At 73.2% G+C, this 22,580-nt stretch carries 18 protein-coding genes; 9 read left to right on the top strand and 9 right to left on the bottom strand.

What is annotated here, in order from left to right:
- The first annotated feature begins 102 nt into the window (after positions 1–102).
- A complete protein-coding gene (locus tag K8612_RS32990) occupies positions 103–1,329 on the top strand; it encodes an acetamidase/formamidase family protein (RefSeq protein ID WP_223765142.1) in 1,227 nt (408 codons plus the stop codon).
- A gap of 139 nt (positions 1,330–1,468) precedes the next feature.
- The gene (locus tag K8612_RS32985; protein WP_223765141.1) at positions 1,469–2,056 is read left to right on the top strand and encodes an SRPBCC family protein; all 588 of its coding nucleotides are present in this window, start codon (positions 1,469–1,471) and stop codon (positions 2,054–2,056) included.
- Between the two features lie 9 nt (positions 2,057–2,065).
- Here K8612_RS32985 and K8612_RS32980 read toward each other — a convergent pair whose 3' ends face one another.
- Positions 2,066–3,286 carry a serine hydrolase gene (locus tag K8612_RS32980; protein ID WP_223765140.1) on the bottom strand — a complete coding sequence of 407 codons (1,221 nt, stop codon included), beginning with the start codon at positions 3,284–3,286 and terminating at the stop codon, positions 2,066–2,068.
- A 50-nt stretch (positions 3,287–3,336) separates the two neighbouring features.
- A complete protein-coding gene (locus K8612_RS39655; protein WP_373692155.1) occupies positions 3,337–4,053 on the bottom strand; it encodes a 2OG-Fe(II) oxygenase in 717 nt (238 codons plus the stop codon).
- On the opposite strand from K8612_RS39655, the gene K8612_RS32965 reads away from it, so the two are divergent.
- Positions 4,052–5,395, top strand: a complete 1,344-nt coding sequence (locus K8612_RS32965) for an erythromycin esterase family protein (RefSeq protein ID WP_223765139.1) — start codon at positions 4,052–4,054, stop codon at positions 5,393–5,395. The two genes, K8612_RS39655 and K8612_RS32965, sit on opposite strands and share 2 nt — an antisense overlap.
- A 37-nt stretch (positions 5,396–5,432) precedes the next feature.
- Here K8612_RS32965 and K8612_RS32960 read toward each other — a convergent pair whose 3' ends face one another.
- A complete protein-coding gene (locus K8612_RS32960; RefSeq protein ID WP_223765138.1) occupies positions 5,433–5,900 on the bottom strand; it encodes a transcription elongation factor in 468 nt (155 codons plus the stop codon).
- A gap of 108 nt (positions 5,901–6,008) precedes the next feature.
- On the opposite strand from K8612_RS32960, the gene K8612_RS32955 reads away from it, so the two are divergent.
- Entirely contained in the window at positions 6,009–8,093 is a 2,085-nt protein-coding gene (locus tag K8612_RS32955; protein WP_223765137.1) for a WD40 repeat domain-containing protein, read from the top strand.
- Here K8612_RS32955 and K8612_RS32950 read toward each other — a convergent pair.
- Positions 8,068–9,183, bottom strand: coding sequence for a hypothetical protein (locus K8612_RS32950; RefSeq protein WP_223744774.1), 1,116 nt, complete (start codon positions 9,181–9,183; stop codon positions 8,068–8,070). The two genes, K8612_RS32955 and K8612_RS32950, sit on opposite strands and share 26 nt — an antisense overlap.
- 4 nt (positions 9,184–9,187) lie before the next feature.
- Positions 9,188–9,694 carry an Mpo1-like protein gene (locus tag K8612_RS32945; protein ID WP_223765136.1) on the bottom strand — a complete coding sequence of 169 codons (507 nt, stop codon included), beginning with the start codon at positions 9,692–9,694 and terminating at the stop codon, positions 9,188–9,190.
- Positions 9,695–9,809: 115 nt separating this feature from the next.
- Between K8612_RS32945 and K8612_RS32940 the strand changes: the two genes are divergently transcribed.
- On the top strand, positions 9,810–10,448 hold the full coding sequence (locus tag K8612_RS32940) for an NAD-dependent epimerase/dehydratase family protein (protein WP_223765135.1): 639 nt from the start codon (positions 9,810–9,812) through the stop codon (positions 10,446–10,448).
- 20 nt (positions 10,449–10,468) lie between these two features.
- On the opposite strand, the gene K8612_RS32935 is transcribed toward K8612_RS32940, so the two are convergent.
- The 3 genes from K8612_RS32935 to K8612_RS32925 all read right to left on the bottom strand — a co-directional run bounded on the left by K8612_RS32935 (position 10,469) and on the right by K8612_RS32925 (position 15,756).
- Positions 10,469–11,098 (bottom strand): hypothetical protein, encoded by a 630-nt coding sequence (locus K8612_RS32935; protein ID WP_223765134.1) that lies wholly within the window; start codon positions 11,096–11,098, stop codon positions 10,469–10,471.
- A gap of 12 nt (positions 11,099–11,110) precedes the next feature.
- Positions 11,111–14,731, bottom strand: a complete 3,621-nt coding sequence (locus K8612_RS32930) for an annexin (RefSeq protein ID WP_223765133.1) — start codon at positions 14,729–14,731, stop codon at positions 11,111–11,113.
- 164 nt (positions 14,732–14,895) lie between these two features.
- Positions 14,896–15,756 (bottom strand): hypothetical protein, encoded by an 861-nt coding sequence (locus K8612_RS32925; protein ID WP_223744779.1) that lies wholly within the window; start codon positions 15,754–15,756, stop codon positions 14,896–14,898.
- Positions 15,757–15,998: 242 nt separating this feature from the next.
- Between K8612_RS32925 and K8612_RS32920 the strand changes: the two genes are divergently transcribed.
- Together K8612_RS32920 and K8612_RS32915 are read left to right on the top strand one after the other, a co-directional pair.
- Entirely contained in the window at positions 15,999–16,763 is a 765-nt protein-coding gene (locus tag K8612_RS32920) for a hypothetical protein (protein ID WP_223765132.1), read from the top strand.
- 21 nt (positions 16,764–16,784) lie between these two features.
- Positions 16,785–17,282 (top strand): hypothetical protein, encoded by a 498-nt coding sequence (locus K8612_RS32915; protein WP_223744781.1) that lies wholly within the window; start codon positions 16,785–16,787, stop codon positions 17,280–17,282.
- A gap of 18 nt (positions 17,283–17,300) precedes the next feature.
- Here the strand turns inward: K8612_RS32915 and K8612_RS32910 are convergent, their stop codons facing one another.
- Positions 17,301–18,590 (bottom strand): universal stress protein, encoded by a 1,290-nt coding sequence (locus K8612_RS32910; RefSeq protein ID WP_223765131.1) that lies wholly within the window; start codon positions 18,588–18,590, stop codon positions 17,301–17,303.
- 414 nt (positions 18,591–19,004) lie between these two features.
- On the opposite strand from K8612_RS32910, the gene K8612_RS32905 reads away from it, so the two are divergent.
- Together K8612_RS32905 and K8612_RS32900 are read left to right on the top strand one after the other, a co-directional pair.
- Positions 19,005–21,476 carry a cation-translocating P-type ATPase gene (locus K8612_RS32905; RefSeq protein ID WP_223765130.1) on the top strand — a complete coding sequence of 824 codons (2,472 nt, stop codon included), beginning with the start codon at positions 19,005–19,007 and terminating at the stop codon, positions 21,474–21,476.
- A gap of 42 nt (positions 21,477–21,518) precedes the next feature.
- Complete coding sequence (locus K8612_RS32900; RefSeq protein ID WP_223744784.1) at positions 21,519–22,556, top strand: NAD(P)-dependent alcohol dehydrogenase; 1,038 nt, start codon at positions 21,519–21,521, stop codon at positions 22,554–22,556.
- Positions 22,557–22,580 lie beyond the last annotated feature (24 nt).

The raw sequence follows: 22,580 nt of genomic DNA, 5'->3' as shown, positions 1-22,580 counted from the left end.
TGGGCTCGTTCCTCTACACTGCGCCCGCTCATGCTCCGCTCCCTCTTCGTCCTCCTCTGCTGTCTGCCTGCCGGCGCGCTCGCGGCTTCCGAGTCCTGGCTTGTGACGACCGACCTTTGGGGCAACCCCGCCTATCAACTCCTCACGCTGGATCGCGATGGGAAGCGCCTCTCCGGTGAGCTGGATGGGGACGCGTTGAAGGGGGAACGCACGGGCAACGCCGTCCACTTCGTCGTCACGGACTCACGCCAGAAGACCTACGTCTTCGACGGCAAGGTGAGCGGTGAGTCACTTCGCGGCACCGCGGACTACCCGGACAGCAACAACCCGAAGGCGCGGGCGTCCCATGCCTTCTCGGCCCGGCTGCTTCCCTCGCGCCCCTCGGGCGTTCCTCGCGTGCATGACTTCACGCCCACCTCTTGGTCCAACGAGTTCACCGCGCACCGCGCACCGGTGCTGACCGTCTGGCCGGGCGACACCGTGCGCACCTCGACGCTCGACTCCGGCGGCATGGACTCGAAGGGCGTCACCCGCGCCCTCTTCGGCAACCCGCAGACGGGCCCCTTCTTCATCGCCACCGCGAACCCGGGCGACACGCTGGCCATCCGCATCCGCCGCCTCACGTTGAACCGCACGTTCGCGGACAGCCTGGATGGCATCGTGGGCCGCGCGCTCACGCCGGGGCTCGCCGCGAAGGCGACGGAGCTGGGCAAGCCCGTGCGCTGGAAGCTCGACCCCGAGCGCGGCGTCGCGACCCCGGAGAACCCGACCGAGCGCCTGAAGGCCTTCACCGTGCCGCTGCGGCCCATGCTGGGCGGCCTGGCCGTGGCGCCCGGCTTCGGCTCCGCGCCCCTGTCCACCGGGGACACGGGCCGCTACGGCGGCAACATGGACTTCAACGAGGTCGTGGCGGGCAACACCGTCTACCTGCCCGTGGCGCAGCCCGGCGCCCTCCTCTACCTGGGCGACGCCCACGCCGCGCAGGGTGACGGCGAGACCTCCCAGTACGCGCTGGAGACCTCCATGGACGTCGAGTTCACCGTGGACGTCCTGCACGGCAAGCCGCCGCCCGCTACGCCTCGCGTGGAGTCCCCCACGCACCTCATGACGCTGGGGCAGGGCGGTTCGCTGGACGACGCCCTGCGCTCCGCGACGCAGGGCATGACGCAGTGGCTGGAGCAGGACTACGGGCTCACCCTGTCGGAGAGCGCGCAGGTGCTGGGCAGCTCCGTGCAGTACGTCGTCGCGAACCTCGCCGGACGCAGCGTGGGCGTCGCCGCGAAGCTGGACAAGGCGCGGCTCCAGGCCCTCCGGCCCCCGGTGAAGTGAGCTGCATTCCCGGGGGAGGCCTGGGCCCCCGGAAAATGGGGCGGAAATGCCGTGTCGATTCCGCGGCCCCTCGTTCGACGTGGAGATGAACCCTCCCGGTGACCCGGGAGCACTTCTTCCTCCGAACAGGGAGCCTCCCATGGCCAGAAAGATCGCACTCGCCATCCTCGTCCTCGCCGTCGCGCTGGGCGCCTTCGTCGCCACCCGCCCGGACCGCTTCCGCATCGAGCGCAACGCGCACGTGGCCGCGCCCCCGGCCACAGTCTTCGCGCTGATCAACGACCTGCACCGGTTCGACACGTGGAACCCGTTCCGCTCCGAGCCCGCGCCCGGCGTGACCAAGGCCTTCGACGGACCCAACGAGGGACCGGGCGCCAGCTTCGCCTATGCCGGCGGTGAGTCCGGAGATGGGCGCATGACCATCGTGGAGAGCCAGCCCGGCGCGCGCGTCGTCCTCAAGCTGGAGTTCTTCAAGCCGTTCGAAGCCACGAACCAAGCCACCTTCACGCTCACCCCGGAGAACGGCGGCACCCGCGTGAGCTGGGCGATGGAGGGCGAGAACACCCTGATGGGCAAGGCGATGTCGCTCGTCGTGAACATGGACACGATGATCGGCAAGGAGTTCGAGCGGGGCCTCGCGAACCTGGACGCCACCGCGCGAGGCATCACCCCTCCTCCCAGCGCGAGCGCCCAGGCCGACGCGGCGGCGCCCGCCCCGGCGCTCTGAGGACGCGCCTCAGCCCTCCAGCGCCCGGTAGGCGGCCTTGGAGAACTCCAGGGACAGGGCCTCGTCGTCGGGGCCCTGCGCCCGCCGCTGCGTCAGGAGGAGGGCCGTCAGGTCCTGCCTTGGATCAATGAAGAAGATCGTGCCGTAACCGCCGCCCCAGCCATAGCGGCCGGCCGTGGGCGAGACACCATCCGGCTTTGTGCACACGGCTCCGCCGAAGCCCCAGCCGGACGCATCCCAGAAGCCGGGGAAGAAGGGCGAGGCGGCCTTCTGCTCCTCCGGAATCTGGTCCGTCAGCAGCTCCTGGACGCTCGCGGAGGACAGCAGCCGGGTGTCCCCGGCCACGCCCTTGCCCAGCAGCATCCGGCAGAAGGCGAGGAGATCATCGGCCGTGGACACGAGCCCTCCCTGGCCTCCTCCCGAGAGGAAGGCGGGGGGCCGCGACCAGTGGCTGTCCGCCGGGGTGTCCCATGCCTCCAGCCTCCCCGTGGCGTCGTCGCGCGCGTAGGCCGTCGTGAGCCGGTCGAGCTTCCGCGCGGGCACCGTGAACGCCGTGTCCTTCATGCCCAGCGGGCCGAAGAGCCGCTCGCGCAGGAAGTCGTCGAAGCGCATGCCCGACGCCCGCGCGACCAGCACGCCCAGGACCTCGTAGCCGGTGTGATAGGCCCACCGCTCTCCGGGTTGATGCATGAGCGGCAGCGCGCCCAGCCGCCGCATGAATTCATCGGGCGGATCCGTGAGCATGTGGAAGCCGGGCGCCACCCGGGCCTCGCTCATGGCGCGCTGGATGGGATGCGTTCCGGGCGGCGCCATCACCGCGCCCAGCCCCCACCGCAGCGTGAGCAGGTCGCGCACGGTGATGGCGCGCTTCGCGGGGACGGTGTCGTCGAGCGGGCCCTCGGGAGTGCGCAGGACGCGGCGGTCCGCCAGCTCCGGCAGCCACGGGTCGACGGCGCCGTCGAGCGGGAGCTTCCCATCCTCCACGAGCATCAGCGTGGCCACCGCCGTGATGGGCTTGGCCATGGACGCGAGCCGGAAGAGGCTGTCGCGCCGCATGGGCGGATCCGAAGGCGTGAGGCCCTGCGTGCCCAGCACGTCGACGTGCACGGTGTCCCCGCGAGCGACGAGGGCGACGACGCCGGGCAGGCCACCGCGCTCGACGTGGCCTCGCAGGGCGGACGTCATGTCGGCGAGCCGGGGAGGGGAGAGCGTGGCGGAGCGTTGGGACATGGCCTCGAGTCTAGACCCGCGAGTCCCGATACGTGAGGGCAGGCCCGCGCTCAGCGCTTCGCGAGGATGAAGGCCGTGACGGAATAGCGCTGGTGACCCCGGGCCTCGGACGTCCACTCGGTCACGCGGTGGGGGGCGCCCCTGGCGCGGAAGATGAACACCGAGTTGAAGAGCGGCGGGACGCGCATCATGTCCGCGTCCACTTCGGGATGCCGGAAGGTGAGGCCGCCGCCGAAGCGGTCCTCCCACGGGCGCGTGAAGTTGTAGACGACGGCGAGCCCCTCCTCGTCCGTGTCCGGTGCTTCGGGAAGGACTCGCCCACCTCCATGCGCGACACCTGCACCTGCCGCGTCTGCAGCGGCTCGGGCCAGCCCACCAGCGCGGCGTGGAAGGCCGCGCCGTCCGCGCTCTGGATCCACGCGCGGAAGTCCGTCAGGGCGGAGGGCTCCTGGTGGTGCAGCGGCCTCACGCGCCTTCGGGGTCAACTTGACCTTCTCGAAGACGTCGCGCACCTGGGTCTTCTGCTGGGGGCTCGGTTGGCTCGCGCCAGCGCCCTGGAGCGCCTTCTTGAGGGCCGGGGCGCCCACTGCCTTGCCCGCCGTGCTGGCGGTCTGCAGCGACGAGACGAAGCAAGGGTTATCGCCCCGCCCGGCCGGAGTTGCTTGATCCTCCGAGGATGAGAGCCCCGGGAGGGCGCCGCCTGGCCGCCCGTTGCCTTCCTTCCGGGGTGCGCGACCCAACCCTTGAAGACAAGGGGAGGACACCATGGCGCACCGAGACGACGGCCTGCTGGTTCGAGCGCTCGCGGAGTCCGTGCGGCCGCTCCAGGGGACGCACGAGGACTTCAGGCCCTTGATGGAGTTGGTGGGGGACGCGACGTGCGTGCTGATTGGCGAAGCGACCCACGGCACGCACGAGTTCTACCGGCTGCGCGCGCTCCTGACGCGGAGGCTCATCGAGGAGAAGGGCTTCAACGCCGTCGCGGTGGAGGCGGACTGGCCGGACGCGTACCGCATCAACCGCTACGTGCGGGCCATGGGCACGGACGTGGACGCGGTGGAGTCGCTCTCCGACTTCCAGCGCTTCCCCGCCTGGATGTGGCGCAACGCGGACGTGCTGGACTTCGCGGGCTGGCTGCGGACGCACAACGACCGCCACTCCCCTCGGGAGAAGGTCGGGTTCTACGGGCTGGACCTCTACAGCCTCCACGCCTCCATGGGCGCGGTGCTGAAGTACCTGGACCGGGCGGACCCCGAGGCCGCGAAGCGCGCCCGGCACCGCTACGCGTGCTTCGAGCACTTCGGGGAGGACCCCCAGGACTACGGCCACGCGACGTCGCTGGGCCTGTCGCCGGATTGCGAGCGGGAGGTCGTCGACCAGCTCCGCGAGCTGCAGCGGGAGCGCGAGGCCCTGCTGCGCCGGGACGGGTTCATCGCGGAGGACGCGCAGTTCGAGGCGGAGCAGAACGCGCGGGTCGTCCAGAACGCGGAGGAGTACTACCGGTCCATGTTCCGTGGACGCATCTCGTCCTGGAACCTGCGCGACACGCACATGGCGGACACGCTGGATACGCTGATGGGCTTCCTGCACCGGCGGCTGGGGGCCGCGCGGGTCGTGGTCTGGGCGCACAACTCCCACGTCGGGGACGCGCGCGCGACGGAGATGGGCGAGGCGGGCGAGGTGAACCTGGGCCAGTTGACGCGCCAGCGGCACCCGCGAGCGACCCGGCTCATCGGCTTCAGCACGTACCGGGGCACCGTCACCGCGGCCTCCAACTGGGGCGGCCCCGCCGAGCGCAAGCGGGTCCGTCACGGGCTGGCGGGAAGCTGCGAGTCCCTCTTCCATCAGGTCGGACTGCCCGGCTTCCTGCTGGACCTCCGCGACCTGGGAGAGGCCGCCGGAGCGCTCCGGGAGCGGCGCCTGCAGCGGGCCATCGGCGTCATCTACCGGCCCGACACGGAGCGCCGGAGCCACTACTTCCACACGCGACTGCCGGCGCAGTTCGACGCGATGTTGCACCTCGACGAGACGCGCGCGCTCGAACCGCTGGAGCGCACCGCCGGATGGGAGCGCGGTGAAGCGCCGGAGACCTACCCGACGGGCCTGTAGTCGCCACGCGGCCGCTCCGCGGTGACGGGCGTCGCGGCTATCTCCGTTGCCGGCTGGACGCCTTGCGGGTGGCCGCCGCCTTGCGAGCGGACGTCTTGCGGGCGGTGGCCGTGCGCTTGCGTGAGGCGCTCTTCGCCTGGGCGGACAGGGCCTGCTTGGAGGCCGCCTGACGGCCCTCCCGCTTCAGCGCGCCCTGCGTGGCCTTGCTCCGCTTCTTCGACGGTGCCCGGGGCTTGCGCTCCTGCCGGCCCACCTCCAGGTCCTGCTTCGCCGAGCGCCGTGTCCGCGCGGAGGCCTGCTCCTTCGTGGGAGGCTCCAGCGGTACGCCCGCGCGCCGCGCCTTCGACAGTCCGATGGCGATGGCCTGCTTCGAAGAGCGTGCGCCGTGCTCGCCTTCGCGGATGTGCTCCAGTTCCTCGCGCACGAACCCACCCGCCGCGGTGCTGGGGCTCTTGCCCTCGCGCAGGTCCTTCTTCGCTCGTTCAACGGTCGCCTTGTCGGGCATGGCTTGCTCCCATTCGGGTTACGGTCCTGGCCCAAAGGTGCGGACGCTCCGCGCCCAGGCAAGCCGTGCCCCGTGTCCGGAGGGAGCCCCATGCGGTGGTGGTGTCTCATGCTGTTGCTTGCTTCCTGTTCGGCGCACCGGTCCTCCGGTGGTGGCGCGATGGAGGACGCGAACGCGCGGGACCTGCGCGCGCGCATCCACGAGGCCCGGGGTGAAGCGGCCGCCGGGTCCCGGCAGTGGAGCGTGGCGGCAGCGTCGTTCGCGCTCGCGCGGGCGTCGCGGGACTCACTCGCCGCGCAGTGGGGGCAGGGCCAGGCCGTGGACCGCGCCTCCACGCTGCGCTGGTCGAAGCGATTCCAGGGGTCGGTGCTCGCGCTGGCGTTCACCCCGGATGGCCGCGTGCTGGCGTCCGGGCACTACGACTCCGTCGTCCGGCTCTGGGACGTGGAGCGCGGCGAGCTGCTGGCGGAGCTCAAGGGCCACACGGCCGAGGTCCACGCCGTCGCCTTCTCGCCGGACGGCCGCTGGCTGGCTTCCGCGGGGAGGCCCGGCGAGCTCCGGGTCTGGGATTGGCGCCAGGGCCGGCTTCACCAGGTGATTGCCGGCCACTCCGACGTCGTGCTCGGGCTGGCCTTCTCTCCTGACGGCAGGCGGCTGGCCTCCGGCGGTCTGGACAAGGCGGTGCGCGTCTGGGACCTCGAGACGGGCGCCGAACCGCTGCGCTTCGAGCACGACGACAACGTCATCGCCGTCGCCTTCTCCCCGGACGGCGGGCGGCTGCTGTCCACGAGCGCGGACCGGAGCGCGCGGGTCTGGGACCTGGGGGCTCGCCGGGAGGTCCACCGCCTCATGGGACATGGGGAGAAGGTGGAGGCGGGCGCGTTCTCCTCGGACGGACAGCGCATCATGACGGCGGCGGGCGACCGGGCCGTGCGCTTCTGGGACGCCCGCTCGGGACAGCTCACCGACGTGTTCCGCAACTCCGGCGACGTGTCCGTGGCCGCCATCGACGGCGGGTTCCAGCTCCTGGTCCAGGGCGGATGGGACGGGCGCGTGCAGCTCGTGGACGGCCAGGAGGGCCATGGCGGCGCGCTGCTGGAGCGGATGGATGCGCATCACGCCGCCGTGATGAGCGTGGCCCTGTCACCGGACGGGCGCACGTTCGCTTCGGGCGGGATGGACGGCGTGCTCGACGTGTGGCGCCGGCCGGAGGTCCCCGCGCAGGTGCTGCTTCGCGGCCCCGGCGTCTGGGTGGAGGCGCTCGCGTTCTCCCAGGACCGCGAGCTGCTGGCGGGCGGCGAGGACGGCTGGCGGCGGTGGCGCATCACGGAGGGAGGTGCCCTCCGCCAGGAGGAGGGCGGAGCGGAGTCCGCGGTGTCCCTGGCGGTGAGCCCGGACCGCGAGCGCGTCGGGGTGGGCACGCTGAAGGGGCGGGCGCTCGTGCTGGACGCGCGCTCGGGGCGGGTGCTGCTGGAGCTGCCAGGGGGGAGCGGCTCCGTGCGCGCGGTGGCCTTCAGCCCGGATGGGACGCGGGTCGCGGTGGCGGGCGGTGCGGACATCCAGCTCTGGTCCGTGCCCGACGGCAGGCCCGTGGGGCTGCTCCAGGGACACACGGACAAGGTCTGGGCCCTGGCCTTCGACAGCACGGGGCGCAGGCTCGCGTCGGGCGGCAAGGACCAGACGGTGCGGACGTGGGACGTGGAGCGGCGTCAGCCCCTCTTGCGGCTCGACATGGGCGAGCCCGTGCGCGCCGTGGTCTTCACTCCGTCCGAGCCCCACCTGGTGACGGCGGGGATGCGGCAGCCCGTCCGCGTCTGGGACGTGACGGAGGGCCGGCTGTTGAAGACGCTGGGGGAGAAGGCCGTGGGCGTGCTGGCCCTGGCCGTGTCTCCGGATGGCCGCTTCCTGGCTTCGTCGGGCATGGAGCCGGAGGTGAAGGTCTGGGGGCTGCCCTCCGGCGAGCCGTTGGGGACGCTCACTGGCCAGCAGGGCTTCGTGGCGGCCCTGGCCTTCTCACCGGACGGCGCGCTCCTCGTCTCCGCGGCCTCCGACCGGACGCTCCAGGTGAACCGGTTCGACTCCATCGCGCATCCCGCCCCGGCGGGAGCGGGCATCGACGACCTGCTGCGCCGCTACGGGCTCGCCTGGGACGAGGCGCGGTTCCGGCTCACATCAGCCGCAGGAAGCGATTGAGGTCGCGGAACAACCAGAGGGGATTGCCGTGCCACACGGCCATCTCCAGCACCCCCGCCCAGGCGACGAGGCCCAGCCGCACCGCCGTGGGCCAGCGCGGAGCGCGCAGCACGCCCACGCACAACGGCACCAGCAGCAGCGCGGAGGCGTGCCACCAGTGGCGCGTGTCGATGACCGCGAGCAGCACGCCCAGCCCCACCGACGCGGTCACCAGCCCGTCCGCCCCGCGCCAGGACAGCGCCAGCGCCGCCGCGCTCAAGCCCATCACCAGGGCCACCGTGCCGGGCTCGCCCAGGATGGAGGGCGTCGCCGCGTCGGTCCGCGCGGCCAGCGGCGCCATCCACAGGAACGTGCGCACGCAGAGGACCCCCACCGCGGCGACCCCGAGCAGCGTGCCCCACGGCCACTGACGCACCGGCCGCCCGCGCACCCCACGCCACAGCGCCACGACGCCCACGGCGACGAGCACGAGCGCCCGGTAGTGCAGCAGCGCCGCGAGCGCCAGCCAGCGCAGCGCGACCACCGGCCGGTCCTTCGCGAGCGCCCCCAGGGCCAGCACCCCGCAGACGAGCCACGCGCCGTCGTACTGGCCGTGGAGCGCCAGCCGCATCAGCACCAGCCAGCAGAGGAACCCCACCGCCCAGCGGCTTCCCACAGGAAGCCCGTCCAGCAGCCGCAGCGCCGCGTAGAGCGCCACGTGCGCGAAGACCAGCAGGTACAGCAGGCACACCTGCCCGAAGGCCTGGGGCGACAGGGGGACCCACTCGCCCACGAGCGCCAGGGGCAGGAAGAGCACCAGCGCGCCGGGCGGATAGACGTACGGCACCTCCAGCCACTGGTCGATGGCCTGACGGTAGGGGACGCCCTCGCGAAGCTCGCCCAGCGGGGCGGTGTAGAGGGCCTGGAGCCCGCGATGCAGTCCCACCCAGACCGCGTACGGATGGCGCACGTGGTCCGTGTAGCCCTCCTTCAGCGTCCCCCGCGACGTCACCCCGGACAGGGGGACGGCGGAGAGCACCAGGAGCGACAGCAACGTGAGCAGCCCCCACCGCGCGGCGGGATGCCGGACGAGGATGCCGGGGCCTCCCATGCCGTCAGGTGCCCGCCGCCGCCTCCGCGCTCCCGGCCGTCACGCGCGCGCGCAGGTCCTGCTTGAGGCCCAGCGAGAAGAGCACCAGGGTGAGCAGGTACACGGGTTCGATGAAGAAGAGCTGCGGGCCGCCCAGGGACAGGCCGTGGGTCTTCTTCTCGAAGAGGACGTGCGCGCCCACCACCATCGCGAAGCGGAACACCATCACGCCCAGCGCGATGCCCGCGGCCGTCCCCGTGGGGAGCCGCGCCACCGCCTCCGCGGCGAGCAGCGTGGGCACCAGCGGCAGGGCCATGAGCAGGCCGGCGGTCCACTCCAGCGTCATGGCGTACACGGCCACCGCGGCCACCAGCAGGTGCGCGGCGGTCAGCGGCGTGCCGGGAACGCGCACCCAGCACAGCGGCACCAGCAGGGCGAACGTGAAGAGGTAGGCCCCCACGAAGTGGGCAGCGCGGCTGACCCCGTTCTCGTGCAGCGGCATCCAGGCGCGCATCTTGTCGGCGAAGCTCATGGGCCTCCACGGTAGGCCATCCGCGCCCGGGATGCCGCTCCCCGTGTGAAACCCGGGAGGCCGCCGCGCATCAGGGGGGCGCAACCTGTGGACCGCGACGTCCAATGACAAGGACGTGGACACGCCGGCCGTGGCGGCGGTGCTGGGCGCGCTCCAGGGCACGAACAAGACGTTCCTCTACACGAGCGGCGTCTGGGTGCACGGCCCCACGCAGGGCGTCGCCGCCGAGGACGCGCCGCTGAACGCGACCCCGCTGGTCGCGTGGCGCCCCGCCGTGGAGCAGCGCGCGCTGGGCACGCCGGGCGTGCGCGGCATCGTCATCCGCCCGGGCGTCGTCTACGGGCAGGGCACCGGCATCCCCGCCATGCTCACCGGCTCCGTGAAGGACCGGGGCGCCGTCACCTACGTGGGCACGGGGGAGAACCACTGGGCCGTGGTGTTCCTGGACGACCTGGCGGACCTCTATGTGCGCGCCGTGGAGAAGGCGCCCGCGGGCACCGTCCTCCTGGCCACGCAGGGCCCGGGCGTGAAGGTGAAGGACGCCGCGCAGGCCGCCAGTGAGGGCGCGGGCGTGGCCGGCAGGACGGCGGCGTGGCCCCTGGAGGAGGCCCGCAAGCAGTTCGGTCCGTTCGCGGACGCGCTGGCGTTGGATCAGCGCTTCACGTCGAAGAAGGCGGAGCAGCTCCTGGGCTGGGCGCCCAGGGGGCCGAGCCTCCTCGAGGAGCTGCGCACCGGCTCCTACGCGCGCCGCTGAAGGCAGGCGCCCGGCCGCGTTCAGCCCCGGGACGTCTTGAGCACCTTCGCGATGACGGCCGCGTCCGTCACGCGGTCGTACTTGAAGGGCTGCCCGGGCACCGCCTGGTAGCGGTAGACCGTGAAGGGCCCCTGGTCCTCGCTGGCGTGCTCCGGCACGAGCACCGCGAAGCTCTCCTGGCCCACGCCCACCATGTCGATGCAGCGCAGGCGCTCCGGCTTTCCGGCCGGGTCGCGCAGGGTGTAGACGTCGTCGATGCCGAAGCCGGCGACGCCTTCGACCTCGGGCTCCTCGGGAAGGTACTTGCGCAGCACGCCCAGCACCTGCTCCAGGTACTGGCGGGCCGCCGCGGGGGTCGCCGGCAGCTCCTGGCGCTTCGCCTCGTCGCGCACCAGCGACACCAGCGTCGGGGCCGGCAGGCGCGTGTCGGCGAGCACGGCCTCCAGCCCGTCGATGCCCGTGTACAGGGGGATGCTGTTGAAGCCCAGCGCGTGCCGGACCTGGTCCTCCACGTCGGCCAGGGTCGAGTTGGGCGCGCAGTAGGCCTGCAGGAAGGTGCGGGCCTTCTCCAGCGGGGGCGCGTTCTTGAGGGCTTCCATGCGCGCCTTGAGCTCTTCGAAGCGCGCGCTTGTCTTGGGGTCGGCGGTCATCGGGAGTTCGCCTCAGGGACCAGGGAAGGCGGTCAATACCATCACCTGCGGCGGTGTGCCGTCGATGAGGCGCAGCCGGACGTTGTAGCTGCCCGCGTTCGCGGGGACGGCCGTGCGGTTGCCCGCCGAGTCCACGGCGGCCGTGAAGCCCTTGCCCACCGTCGTGCCGGGAGGCACGGGGATGTTGAGGTGGTCGCTGTGGCCGTACAGGGCCAGGTCCGTCTTGATGGTGTCCCAGTTGTCGGCCACGTACTTGTTGAGGGTGGCGTCCATGGTCGCGTCGCTGGACCACTGGAAGGAGTTGTTCTCCACCTTGCCCCAGCCGTCGCCCGTGGTGACGCGGCTCTCCAGGGTGCGCGCTCCCGGGGGCGCGTCCGCGATGTTCGTGGGCAGCGACGCGCCGTGCCGGTCGAGGGTGTGCGCGTTGTGGGCCGTGCCGTGCGCCGCGTCGTTGGCGGCCACGTTGAGCGTGGGGCCGTTCGGGAAGGCCTCGGCCAACTGCTGCTCGCGGATGACGCCGCGGCGGAGGATCTCCGTCTGGGCCCGCTCCGCGCGCAGCTTCGCCATCTGCTGCGATTCGATGGGGACCTTGTTCCCCGTCGACGGGTCCACCTGGGTGAAGACGGCCGGGTCCGCGTCCCGGTTGAGCTCGGCCTGGGTGCGGGTCTTCGGGTCGTAGGTGCGCTCCGAGTACACGCGGCGCCCCTCGGCCTGGCGGGCCTTGAACTGCTGCGGCGTCTCCGTCGCGGGGTTGCGCGGCCCGTTGATGGCGGCGTTCTCCGCGGCCGTCATGGGCACCTGCGGGGGCGGCGTCACCTGGCCCACGGTGTTCACCGCCGTGCCCACGCCCGCCCAGTCCGGCGTGGTGGCGCCCGGCGCGCCGTGCATGGCCACGGAGCCCGTGCCCGGCGCCAGCGAGTCCAGCCGCTTGGCGTGGAATTCAATCTGGAACTCCACGTTGGCGATGTCGCGCTGGAGCGCCGCGCGCTCGGCGACGGTGGCCGCGGTGGGCTTGCCGCTCATGCCCGCGATGCTGTCGTCGATGCGCTTCTGCGCCGCCTCCAGGCCGCCCAGGATGTTCTTGAGCTTCTGCACCTCCAGCTTGGACTCGAAGCCCTGCGTGCCGTAGCCCGGCGTGCGGGTGAGGGCCTGCTGGACGCGGTCCTTGAGCTGGCGGATCTGCCCGGTGGGCCCCTCGTACTTCTGGAGCAGGCGCGCCGTCTCCTGGTGCGCGGCGATGTCCGCGGGCGTGGCGTGCGGCCCCGCCTCGATGCGCACCTGGCCGTTGTCGTAGCGCACCTTCGTGGTGTTGCCCGGCAGGTCCGGGTTGTGGATGACCGGGATTTCGCGCGGCTTGATGAGGTCCGCGCCCTTGGCCAGGCCGCCGCTGACGACGCCGCCCGTCACCGCGCCCACGGTGCCGTCCGTCACCGCGCGGGTGGCCACGCGGCTGACGCCCGTGAGCGCGCCGTCCTTCCACGTCTCGGACTGGGTGGCCGCGTCCATGGCGCCGCCGGCCGCGCCGCCGTAGGCGCCTTCCTTGATGCCCTGCTTGATGGCGGTGCGCACGGTGCCTTCCGCGGTCTCGCGCACGGCCGTGCGGGCCACGGCCTCCGTGGCCTGGGTGGCCGCCACGCGCGTGCCGCCCGCGACGGCGGTGGCGCCCTTGCCCACGGGAATCACCGCCGTGCCGCCCTCCACGGCGCCGATGAGCGCCTGGCGGCTCAGGTCCTGCGCCCCGGCGGCGTCACCCTGGATGGCGGCGTACGTCACCGCGCGGGTGGTGGCGCCCACCGCCGCGTACCCGGCGATGGCCAGCGGCGTGGCCGCGCCGCCCGTGGCGACGACGGCCACGGTGGTCGCGGCGACGACGGCCACGGTGGCCGAGGTCTCCGCCAGCGAGTCCTTGGCGGACTGGAGCGCCTTCACGTCCTCCGTGGCGTAGCCCGTCAGCGTGTTCGCGCGCTGGGTGTCACCCGTCGCGATGGCCTGGTCGGCGCGGCCCAGGTTGCGGTCGAGGATGTCGTTGTCCGACTCGCCCTTGGTGAGGTGCTGGATGCCGTCCAGCAGGTCCACGCCGAAGCCGGACTCGTTCGCCTGGACCTCGCGCAGCCGCCGCACGCGCTCCTGCGCGGCGTGGGGGTCGTTGGGGTCGATGGCGCCCAGGTCGTAGTCCTGCTTGAGCAGCTCCAGCTCGTCGCGGCCGTCCAGCTCGCCGTCCAGCTCCGCGCGCAGGTCCTTGCCGTACTTCTGCTGGTAGGCGGCGGCGATGGTGTCCAGCTCCGCCTTGGACTTGCCGCTCAGCTCGGAGCGGATGGCGTCCTCGTCCGTGCCCATGCCGTCCATGGCCAGGAACAGCCGCTCCGCGGAGGCCTCCGCCTGCCCCTTCGCGTCGTCCGCGGCGGGCGGGTTGAGCATGCGCAGCGTGACGTCCCGGTCGCCGCCGTCCCACTTGCGCACCTGGGCGTCCAGCGACTGGCCCGTCTGCTTCTGGTACTCGGCCTTGATGGCGTTGACCTGCTCCGGCGTCTTGCCCTGGAGGATGTCGCGCACGCCGCTCTCGTCCGCGCCGAAGAAGCCGCCCATGGCCTCGCGCAGCCGGGCCGCGTCCGCCTGCGCGGGGTTGCCCTGCATCAGGCCGACGGCGCGGTCGTACTCCTCGGTGGACAGCTCGTCCTTGAGCTTCGCCTTCAGGCCCTCGTCCTGCGCCAGCAGGGCGCGCTGCTCCGGCGTGGCCCGCTCCAGGCGCTCGAAGATGCGGCCCTCGTCGGTGCCCCAGCCGGCCATGTCCTCTTCCAGGCCGGCCTTGAGCGCCCGGGTCTCCAGCGCGGTGGCCTCCGCGGGCGTGGAGGCCTGGCCCGCGTTGAGCATGCTCCGGGCGCGCTCCAACTGCGCGCCGTTCATCTCCCGGCTCATGCGGGCCAGCAGCACGTCCTCGGGCTTCTGACCCGCCGGGGTGCCGCCGTGCATGTCCGCGTACTGCTGCGCGATGGCGTGGCGCTCCGAGGGGGAGCGCTTCTCCAGGATCTTCAGCATGTCCTCGTTGGAGCCGAAGACGCTGTCCATCTCGGACTGGAGGTTGACCGCGTCGCTCTTGGCGCCGTTGCCCTGGAGCAGGCCCTCCGCGCGCTGGAGGTCGGAGCCCCCCAGCTCGTCCCGGATCTTCGCGTCCAGGTTCTTGCCGTAGTGGTCCTGGTACGACTGGCGGATCATCGCGATCTGCTCGGGCGTCTTGCCCTCGAGCGTCTTGAAGATCTTGTCCTCGTCGGTGCCCCACCCGGTGAGGCCGCCGTCCATGGCCTCGCGCAGGGCGCTGGCGTCCTTGTCCGCCTGGGCCTGCGTGTACGCGGGCGCGGCCGGGGCGGGCGCGGGGGCCTGGGGGGCGGGCGGGCCGGCGACGGTGTTGCGCGCCGTCGCGGCGTTCGCTGCCGCGGCCGTGGCGGCGGCGGCGGCCGCCGTCCCCAGAGACGGTCCGGTCCGGGCCTGCGTGCCCTCGAAGCTGGAGCGGTCGCGAGGCGCGGGCTTGGGCTTGGGCGTGGGAGGAGGCGGCGGCGGAGGAGGGGGCTTGGGGGCCGGCGGCTGCTGCGGGAGCGTGCGCGGGAGGCCGTTGTTACGAGGTCCGTCGATCGCCATCGTCTGTCTCCGAAGACTTCCATGCCCTCGGTGGGTCCAATACTGGCGCCCTGGAACCGCGGCGTCCCCCGCCACCGGGTGCAATCCTTTCCCCCATTATCGCATCAACCCGCCGCGGGTTGCCTGATGACCCAGGCGGACCGGAATTTCAGGTAGGCATTGGCCTACACTGTGCGGGTGGCGCGCAGGCGGGGCGGGGTGAAGGACAGCTCGCGGACCTGGAGCCGGGAGGTGGTGAAGCCGTCGAGGCGCTTGGGGGCGTCCGGCGTGCCGGCGCGGACGGCGACGTGGGACTCCACGTCCAGCTCCATGCGGACGGGCCACAGCCGGTCCAGGGAGAGCAGGCAGCCGCCGTGGCCCTTCGCCTCGGTGTGCATGGAGGTTTCGCCCTTCTCCCCCGGAGGCGGGCGGAGCGAGGCGGGGACGGGCTGGGGCGTGCGCGGCGTCTCCATCTGCAGGCGCAGGCCCACGGACTGGCCCTCCAGGGTGCGCAGCTCCACGCGCGTGTTCGCGCCGGTGAGGGCGCCGCTCCCCGCGCCCTTCTCCTCCCAGCGGGCGCCGACGCCCACGGGTTCGGCGGGCAGGAAGGTGCCCAGGTCCTTGAGCAGCCCCGCCATCTGCTGCATCTGGCCGCGCACGGGCGCGGCGAGGTCCGCGGGCAGCTTCCACTCGAAGCCGCTGGAGCGGCCGTTGGGGGCCACCTGGCCTTCGCCCTTCAGGCCGGGCAGGGGAGACAACTGCGCGCGCGCCGCCTCCACGGTGCGCGCGGGCGTGCGCGCGGCGACGAGCAGGTCCACCTCCTCCAGCGTGAAGCGGTAGCGCGCGCTGCCGTCCGGGAGCACGCGAAGCACCTCCACGGCCATCACCATCTGCACCCCCGGCATCGCGGGGCCGGGCTTGCTCCGGCCCGCGTCGCGAAGCGTGGTGGTGGTCTCCGACCGCATGCCGATGCGCTGCACCCCGCCGAACAGGGGGCGCAGCAGGAGGGGCTTCTGGGGGGCCTGACCGCGATGCAGGACGTGCATGGACCGCGACTCTAGCCCCGCCGCGCCGCTTGTGAATCCGGGCGGTGCCCCGGGGGACCTCCGGTGTCTGCGATTGCGCCTCGGGCCCTCACGGGACCCGCCGTGAAACACCGGAGCCGTGTCTATTTTTGTAGAGGGAGATTCCAGGCAAAGCCAGACAGTGCCGTCTCAGCTCGCGAGCGTGTTTTTCCCAGGCAGCGAGAACGCAGCTCCGAGGGGCGAAACACGTCGCGGAGACAGGAGTGATTGTCTATAGACGTTTCGCCCAGGCCCGTCTGGAGGCAGCACTGAAGCACGCGCACCACAAGATCCTTCCAACTCACTCGGTGTATTGGTTCCTGGCGGGCCTGGCCTTGCTCTACGTGGAGGCGGCGGCGCTCCTGGAGCCCCTGGGCGTGCCCCTGCTTCCGCGCCCGTGGGTCCAGGACGTGCTCCGGAGCGGGTTCGGCTTCTCCCTGCTGCTCGTGGGCATCCCCTGCTGCATCTGGGTCCTGGGCTGGCGGGCCAACGACCTCTTCGTCTGGCTGATGGCGCCGCACACCCTGACGGTGGACGACGAGGGCCTGCGCGCCGGCGGCACGCGGATCCGGTGGCGGGACGTGCGGGAGATCACCGAGGTCTACGCGGACGACCGCGTCATCCTGCGCCACGCGGGGGGGACGCTGCGGCTGCGGCTGTACCTGTGGAGCGACCCGGACGTCCTGCACGACGCGGTGCTGGAGCAGGTCGTGTCGCGCCTGCTGGCGCGGGTGAGCCACCAGGTCTCCGCGGGGAAGCCGGTGCGCTTCGGACCGCTCGTGCTCAGCGACGTGGGGCTCATCCACCGCAGGAAGCTGTGGCGCTGGGACGACATCGAGAGCATCCGCCTCCAGGACGAGGTGGACCAGGGGCACGCGTCCCGCGAGCTGATCATCGTCGCCCAGGGCCGGCCCCGGAAGTTCGACGAAGCGAAGGTCATCAACGCGCCAGTCCTGCTGGCCTACCTGTCAGACCGGCTGGCCGGCTGACGCACCCACGGACATCCCGACATGGAAATCTACCGCTCCCCCCAGTCCAAGAAGCAGGCGGAGAAGCCGCGCGCCATCTACTACTCGCGGGGCAAGCTCATCGCGGGCGTGGTCATCTGGGTGCTGGCCACGGCCGGCTTCGGCGCGCTCACCGTGCGCGCGCTCCCGGTGAGCAACCTGTGGATCGCCGTCGCGCTCATCACCCTGGCCGCGGCGTGGATGCTGTTCAACTGCATCCGCGGGCTGGGGAGGCTGGACCGCCCGGTGCTGCTCATCGGCCGGGACGGCATCCGCTTCCCGGATGGCGTGCTCATCGCCTGGGGGGACATGCAGGAGAACGTCTATTACTCCCAGTCCTACATGGGCCTGCCCATCCTCAAGATGGTGCAGATCAAGACCACGCTCGCGAAGCCCCGCGTGAAGAAGCTGCGGGTCGCCGCGCTCGCCATGGACAGCGACGAGTACATGGCGCTCTGTGACAGCTACAGCCAGGGCGGTGGGGCGCCCGCCGCGCGCTGACCGGAGCGGGTTGCGCGCTCAGCGCAGCGGGGGGCGCAGCACGAGCACGGGCCGGCGGCTCAGGGAGAGCACCTTGCGCGCCACCGACCCGAGCACGGCCTCCCTGACACCTCCGTGGCCGCGCGAGCCCAGGCAGAGCAGCTCCGCGTCCATCCGCTCCGCGGCCTGCACGAGCGCGAGCGCCACGTCCTCGCCGTGGAGGACCTCCAGCCGCGTGGTGATCTCCCGGGCATCCAGTCCCCTGGGGACGCGCTCCATCAGGCGCTGCTTCAGGTCGCGGTGGAGCTCCGCGCCGGAGCGCTCGGGAATCACCGTCACCAGGTGCACCTCCGCGCCCGAGGGCGCCAGCGCGAAGGCGAAGGGGATGGCCTCGTCCGCGAGCGGCGACAGGTCCGTGGCCACCAGCAGCCGCCGCACCTGGGGCAGCGGCACCTCGCCCAGGGAGGCCGCGGAGGCCACCGGCACCACCGCCGCCGACATGGGCGCGAGCCGCAGGGCGTGGTGCGCCACCGAGGCCAGGTTGCCCAGGGCGTTGTGCGGGTGCGTGCCCACCACGAGCAGGTCCACCTCCTGCTCGCGGGCCAGGTCCACCAGGTGGTCCGCGGCGCGGCCCGCCGCCATGCGCAGGTGCACGCGCGGCGCGGTGCCGTGGCCCGTGTCCGCCAGCGCGGCCACCTCGCGGTGGAGCACGGCCTCGATGCGGGGGGCCACCTCGTCCAGGTTCATGGGGGTGGGCAGGCCCAGGCGCCGGCACTGCTCGAAGGCGTAATAGACATGCCCCGCCAGCAGCTCGAGGGGGCCGTCCGCGCCCAGCTCCTCCAGCCAGCGCCGGGCGGCCTCGCTGCCGCGAGAGCGGTCCACCCCGAACATCACGCGCAGGGGGCGCTCCCCCTGGAGCCAGGCCTTGAAGGGGGCGGCGTCACGCACCCGCAGGAGCGGCACGGCGCAGTTGCGCGCGATGCGCTCCAGGCTGACCCCCGACCCCAGGCCGGCGGGCTCGTCGCGGGGCGTGCCCACCACCAGCAGCCGCGCCTCGTGCGCGTCGCAGAAGACGGCCAGGGCTCGCGAGGAGCCGCTCTCCAGCAGGGTGGACTCCACCCGCGCCCCCAGCGGCTCCAGCCGCCGGGTCTCCTCGCGCAGCAGCGCCCGCAGGCCTTCGCGCACGGGCTCGGCCGCGACCCGGAGCTGATCCGGGTGGACCTGGTGGACGAGCCAGAGCGGCTGGCCGCGGCGGGCGGCGATGCGCGCGGCGACCTCCGCGGCCTGACGGGAACCTTCGGAGAGGTCGGTTGCGCAGAGGATGGCCATGGCTGGGCTCCGGACGGGGGGAAGGCGCCACACCGGGGCGTTCCGGTGGGAGGCTCGCGCTGGGAGCGCGACCCGCTGTGGGCTCCAGGCCTCTTCAGGATGCGTGCCGTGCCGTTTCCCTCTGGCGTCCCCGGCCCGGCCCGCGCAAGGGTTGCGGCGCCCGGAGGCGCGGGCGCAAAAGCTGCGCCTCCCGGGGGACCCGGCCCACGTCTCCCTTGACGGCATGGGCTTCGCAACCCGGTGGCGCATCCCTGGCGCAGGAGCAACTGTCATGACCCTCCATGGTTGGCTGGACCCCGAGCGAGGCCACCGCGTAACGCGCCGTGGCGCGTGTGGCCACCGCGTAGGGGGCCGTGGTGGGCATGGCGCCTGTGGCCACCGCGTAACGCGCCGTGGCGCGCGGGCGGTGTCCCGATGAGCGCGGCGGATGGCGCGGCGGCGGCGGCGGTGGTGGTGGCTCCGGAGCCGCGCTGGGGCCTGGACCGGCGGGAGGCCGAGGCGCGCCTGCGCCGGTACGGACCCAACACCCTGACGCGCGAGCAGCCCCGCTCCGCCTGGCTCTTCCTGGGCCGCCAGTTCCGCTCCGGCATGGTGTGGCTGCTGCTGGGCGCGTGCGGCGTGGCGGCGCTCCTGGGCGAGGGCGCGGACGCGGTGGCCATCGCCACCATCGTGGTGCTCAACGCGCTGGTGGGCTTCCTCCAGGAGTACCGCGCGGACCGCGCCGTGCTGGCCCTGCGCGCCCTCACCGCTCCCAGCGCGCGGGTGCTGCGCGACGGGGGCAGCGCCGTCATTCCGGCGTCCCAGGTGGTGCTGGGGGACGCGCTGGTGCTGGAGGCGGGGGACGTGGTGGCGGCGGACGCGCGGCTGCTCTCCGCGCATGCGCTGCTCACGCTGGAGGCGGCGCTCACGGGGGAGAGCACCCCTGTGGACAAGCAGGTGGGCGCGCTGCCGGACTCCACCCCGCTGGCCGAGCGCAAGGACCGCGTCTTCATGGGGACCTCCGTGGCGGCGGGCACGGCGGTGGCCGAGGTGACGGCCACCGGCATGGACACGGAGCTGGGCCGCATCGCGCACCTGGTGCGCACGGCGCAGGAGCCCCAGACGCCGCTGCAACAGCGCCTGGAGGGCGTCACCCGCATGCTGCTGGTGCTGTGCGTGGCCGTGGGCGCGCTGGTGGCGGGCCTGGGGCTGGCGCGGGGACAGGCGGGGGTGGAGCTGTTGCTCGCGGCGGTGGCGCTCGCGGTCGCGGCGGTGCCGGAGGGCCTGCCCACCGTGGTGACGCTCGCGCTCGCCGTGGGCGTGCAGCGGATGGTGAAGGGGCACGTGCTCGTGCGGCGGATGCAGGCGGTGGAGGCGCTGGGGGCCGCCACCGTCATCTGCACGGACAAGACGGGCACGCTCACCCAGGGAATCATGGAGGTGCGCGAGGTGTGGCCCCCGGAGTCCACGCAGCGCGTGCTGGAGGTGGCGGCGGCGTGCTGTGACGCGGAGCTGGGGCAGGGGAAGGAGGCCGGCGCCGGGGACCCCACGGAGCTGGCGCTGCTCGCGGCGGCGCGAGCCCGGGGCGTGGAGCGCTCGGACGTGGAGCGCGAGCGCCCCCGGGTGTCGGAGCAGCCCTTTGATTCGGAGCGGCGGCGCATGAGCGTCCTGCGCTCGGACGGCGTGCTCTACGTGAAGGGCGCGCTGGAGGCGCTCCTCCCGCTGTGCCGGCAGGTGCCTCCCGGCGTGGCGGAGGCCCTGGCCGCGCTGGCGGGGCGCGCCCTGCGCGTGCTGGCCGTGGCGGAGGGGCGGGGGCCCGACGAGCGGGACCTCACGCTGGTGGGGCTGGTGGGGCTCGCGGATCCGCCCCGGCCCGAAGCGGTGGAGGCCGTGCGCGCGGCGCGCGAGGCCGGGGTGCGCACGGTCATGATCACCGGCGACCACCCCGCCACGGCCCTGGCCATCGCGAGGGAGCTGGGCCTCCTGCGCGAGGGCGAGGCGCCGGAGGGCACGGTGCACGCGCGGGCGACCGCGGAGGAGAAGCTCCACATCGTGCGCGGGTGGAAGGCGCGCGGAGAGGTGGTCGCCATGACGGGCGACGGCGTGAACGACGCGCCCGCCCTGCGCGAGGCGCACATCGGCATCGCCATGGGCCGCACCGGCGCGGAGGTCACCCGCGAGGCGTCCGACCTCATCCTCACGGACGACAACTTCGCGAGCATCGTGGCGGCCGTGCGCGAGGGGCGCGGCATCTACGAGAACATCCGCAAGACGCTCGTCTACCTGCTGGCGGGCAACGCCGGCGAGCTGGTGCTGATGCTCGGCGCGTCGCTGCTGGGGCTGCCCCTGCCGCTGCTGCCCCTGCACCTGCTCTGGGTGAACCTCGTCACCGACGGACTGCCGGCCCTGGCGCTGGTCATGGACCCCGCCCCGCCGGACGTCATGCGGCGGCCGCCCCGGCGGCCGGAGGAGCCCATGCTGGGCCGGCGGGAGTGGGCGGCGGTGCTGGCCACCGGCCTGCTGGACGCCACCGTCACGCTGGGCACCTTCCTCTGGGCGCTCGAGCACCTGTCGCTGGAGGAGGCGCGCACCCTGACGTTCACCGTGCTGGTGTTCTGCCAGGTGCTTCGGGCCTTCGCCGCGCGCAGCGCCGGGATGCTCCACTGGGAGGTCGGGTCGTTCACCAACCGGGCCCTGCTCGCGGTGGCCGCCGGCACGCTGGCCCTCCAGGTCGCCCTGCCGGAGGTGCCCATGCTCGCCGCGTTCTTCTCGCTCGTCCCGCTCACCGCCGCGCACCTCGTGGGCGCCCTGGGCCTGGGGCTCATCCCGGTGAGCGTGCTGGAGCTGCGCAAGCTGGTGCCGCGCGGCAGGGCGTGGAGCCGTGGCCGGACCGATGCCCAGGTTTGACGTCACCCCATGGGATGGGGCGCCCCATCCAAGGAGCCAACCATGAAGGCCTATTCGCTCATGCAGTGGCGGCAGCCGGCCGCCTTCCGGGAGGTGGAGGTGCCGGAGCCCGGCCCCGGCGAGGTGTTGATCAAGGTGGGAGGCGCGGGCCTCTGCCACTCGGATCTGCACCTGATGGACTGGGAGGCGGGGACGCTGGACTACCGGCTGCCCTTCACGCTCGGCCATGAGAACGCGGGCTGGGTGGAGAAGACGGGCGCGGGGGTGACGGGCCTGCGCGCGGGGGATCCGGTGCTGGTCGCGGGCCACTGGGGCTGCGGCCGGTGCCACCGGTGCCGGCAGGGGATGGAGAACTACTGCGAGCGCCAGGGCCAGATGCCGTACGCCGGCGGAGGCCTGGGGCGCGACGGGGGCCTCGCGCCCTACCTGCTCGTGCCGTCCTCGCGCCTGCTCGTGCCGCTGGAGGGGTTGGATCCGCGCCAGGCCGCCCCGCTCGCGGACGCGGCCCTCACGTCGTACCACGCCATCAAGCGCTCGCTGCCGCTGCTGGGCGCGGGCTCCACGGCGGTCGTCATTGGCGTGGGCGGGCTGGGGCAGATGGGGGTGCAGGTGCTGCACGCGCTCACGGGCGCCCGGGTGGTGGCGGTGGACACGTCCCCCCGCAAGCTGGAGATCGCCCGCCGCGACGGCGCGGACGAGGCCGTGCTCTCCGACGCGGCCGTCGAGCGCGTGCGGGAGCTCACCCACGGCAAGGGGGCGGAGCTGGTCGTGGACATGGTGGGCACCGAGGGCACGCTCCAACTGGCGGCCGGGATGGCGCGCACGCTGGGGCACCTCACGCTCGTGGGGCTGGGCGGGGGCACCCTGCCGGTGGGCTTCTTCCGCGTCCCCTACGAGTGCTCCGTGGCGACGACGTACTGGGGCTCCATCCCGGAGCTGATGGAGGTCGTGGCGCTGGCGGAGGCGGGGCGGATCCGCACGGAGGTGGAGCTGGTCCCCCTGGAGCAGGTGGAGGACGCCTACCGGCGCCTGCGCGCGGGCGCCATCGCGGGCCGCGCGGTGGCGACGCCGAACGGCTGAGGCGTGGCGTCGGATGGCGGAGTC

It is taken from the genome of Corallococcus sp. AS-1-6 (assembly GCF_020037015.1).
GTDB lineage: Bacteria > Myxococcota > Myxococcia > Myxococcales > Myxococcaceae > Corallococcus.
The sequence above is the reverse complement of the archived record's forward strand: the minus strand, read 5'-3'. Positions and strand labels throughout refer to the sequence as shown.

What these genes read in the sequence shown, in the direction of transcription:
- K8612_RS32900 (WP_223744784.1), top strand. Translation starts at nt 21,519, where the DNA reads ATGAAGGCCTATTCGCTCATGCAGTGGCGGCAGCCGGCCGCCTTCCGG.
- K8612_RS32930 (WP_223765133.1), bottom strand. Translation starts at nt 14,731, where the DNA reads ATGGCGATCGACGGACCTCGTAACAACGGCCTCCCGCGCACGCTCCCG.
- K8612_RS32905 (WP_223765130.1), top strand. Translation starts at nt 19,005, where the DNA reads ATGAGCGCGGCGGATGGCGCGGCGGCGGCGGCGGTGGTGGTGGCTCCG.
- K8612_RS32915 (WP_223744781.1), top strand. Translation starts at nt 16,785, where the DNA reads ATGGAAATCTACCGCTCCCCCCAGTCCAAGAAGCAGGCGGAGAAGCCG.
- K8612_RS32965 (WP_223765139.1), top strand. Translation starts at nt 4,052, where the DNA reads ATGGCGCACCGAGACGACGGCCTGCTGGTTCGAGCGCTCGCGGAGTCC.
- K8612_RS39655 (WP_373692155.1), bottom strand. Translation starts at nt 4,053, where the DNA reads ATGGTGTCCTCCCCTTGTCTTCAAGGGTTGGGTCGCGCACCCCGGAAG.
- K8612_RS32945 (WP_223765136.1), bottom strand. Translation starts at nt 9,694, where the DNA reads ATGAGCTTCGCCGACAAGATGCGCGCCTGGATGCCGCTGCACGAGAAC.
- K8612_RS32980 (WP_223765140.1), bottom strand. Translation starts at nt 3,286, where the DNA reads ATGTCCCAACGCTCCGCCACGCTCTCCCCTCCCCGGCTCGCCGACATG.
- K8612_RS32935 (WP_223765134.1), bottom strand. Translation starts at nt 11,098, where the DNA reads ATGACCGCCGACCCCAAGACAAGCGCGCGCTTCGAAGAGCTCAAGGCG.
- K8612_RS32950 (WP_223744774.1), bottom strand. Translation starts at nt 9,183, where the DNA reads ATGGGAGGCCCCGGCATCCTCGTCCGGCATCCCGCCGCGCGGTGGGGG.
- K8612_RS32955 (WP_223765137.1), top strand. Translation starts at nt 6,009, where the DNA reads ATGCTGTTGCTTGCTTCCTGTTCGGCGCACCGGTCCTCCGGTGGTGGC.
- K8612_RS32985 (WP_223765141.1), top strand. Translation starts at nt 1,469, where the DNA reads ATGGCCAGAAAGATCGCACTCGCCATCCTCGTCCTCGCCGTCGCGCTG.
- K8612_RS32960 (WP_223765138.1), bottom strand. Translation starts at nt 5,900, where the DNA reads ATGCCCGACAAGGCGACCGTTGAACGAGCGAAGAAGGACCTGCGCGAG.
- K8612_RS32910 (WP_223765131.1), bottom strand. Translation starts at nt 18,590, where the DNA reads ATGGCCATCCTCTGCGCAACCGACCTCTCCGAAGGTTCCCGTCAGGCC.
- K8612_RS32925 (WP_223744779.1), bottom strand. Translation starts at nt 15,756, where the DNA reads ATGCACGTCCTGCATCGCGGTCAGGCCCCCCAGAAGCCCCTCCTGCTG.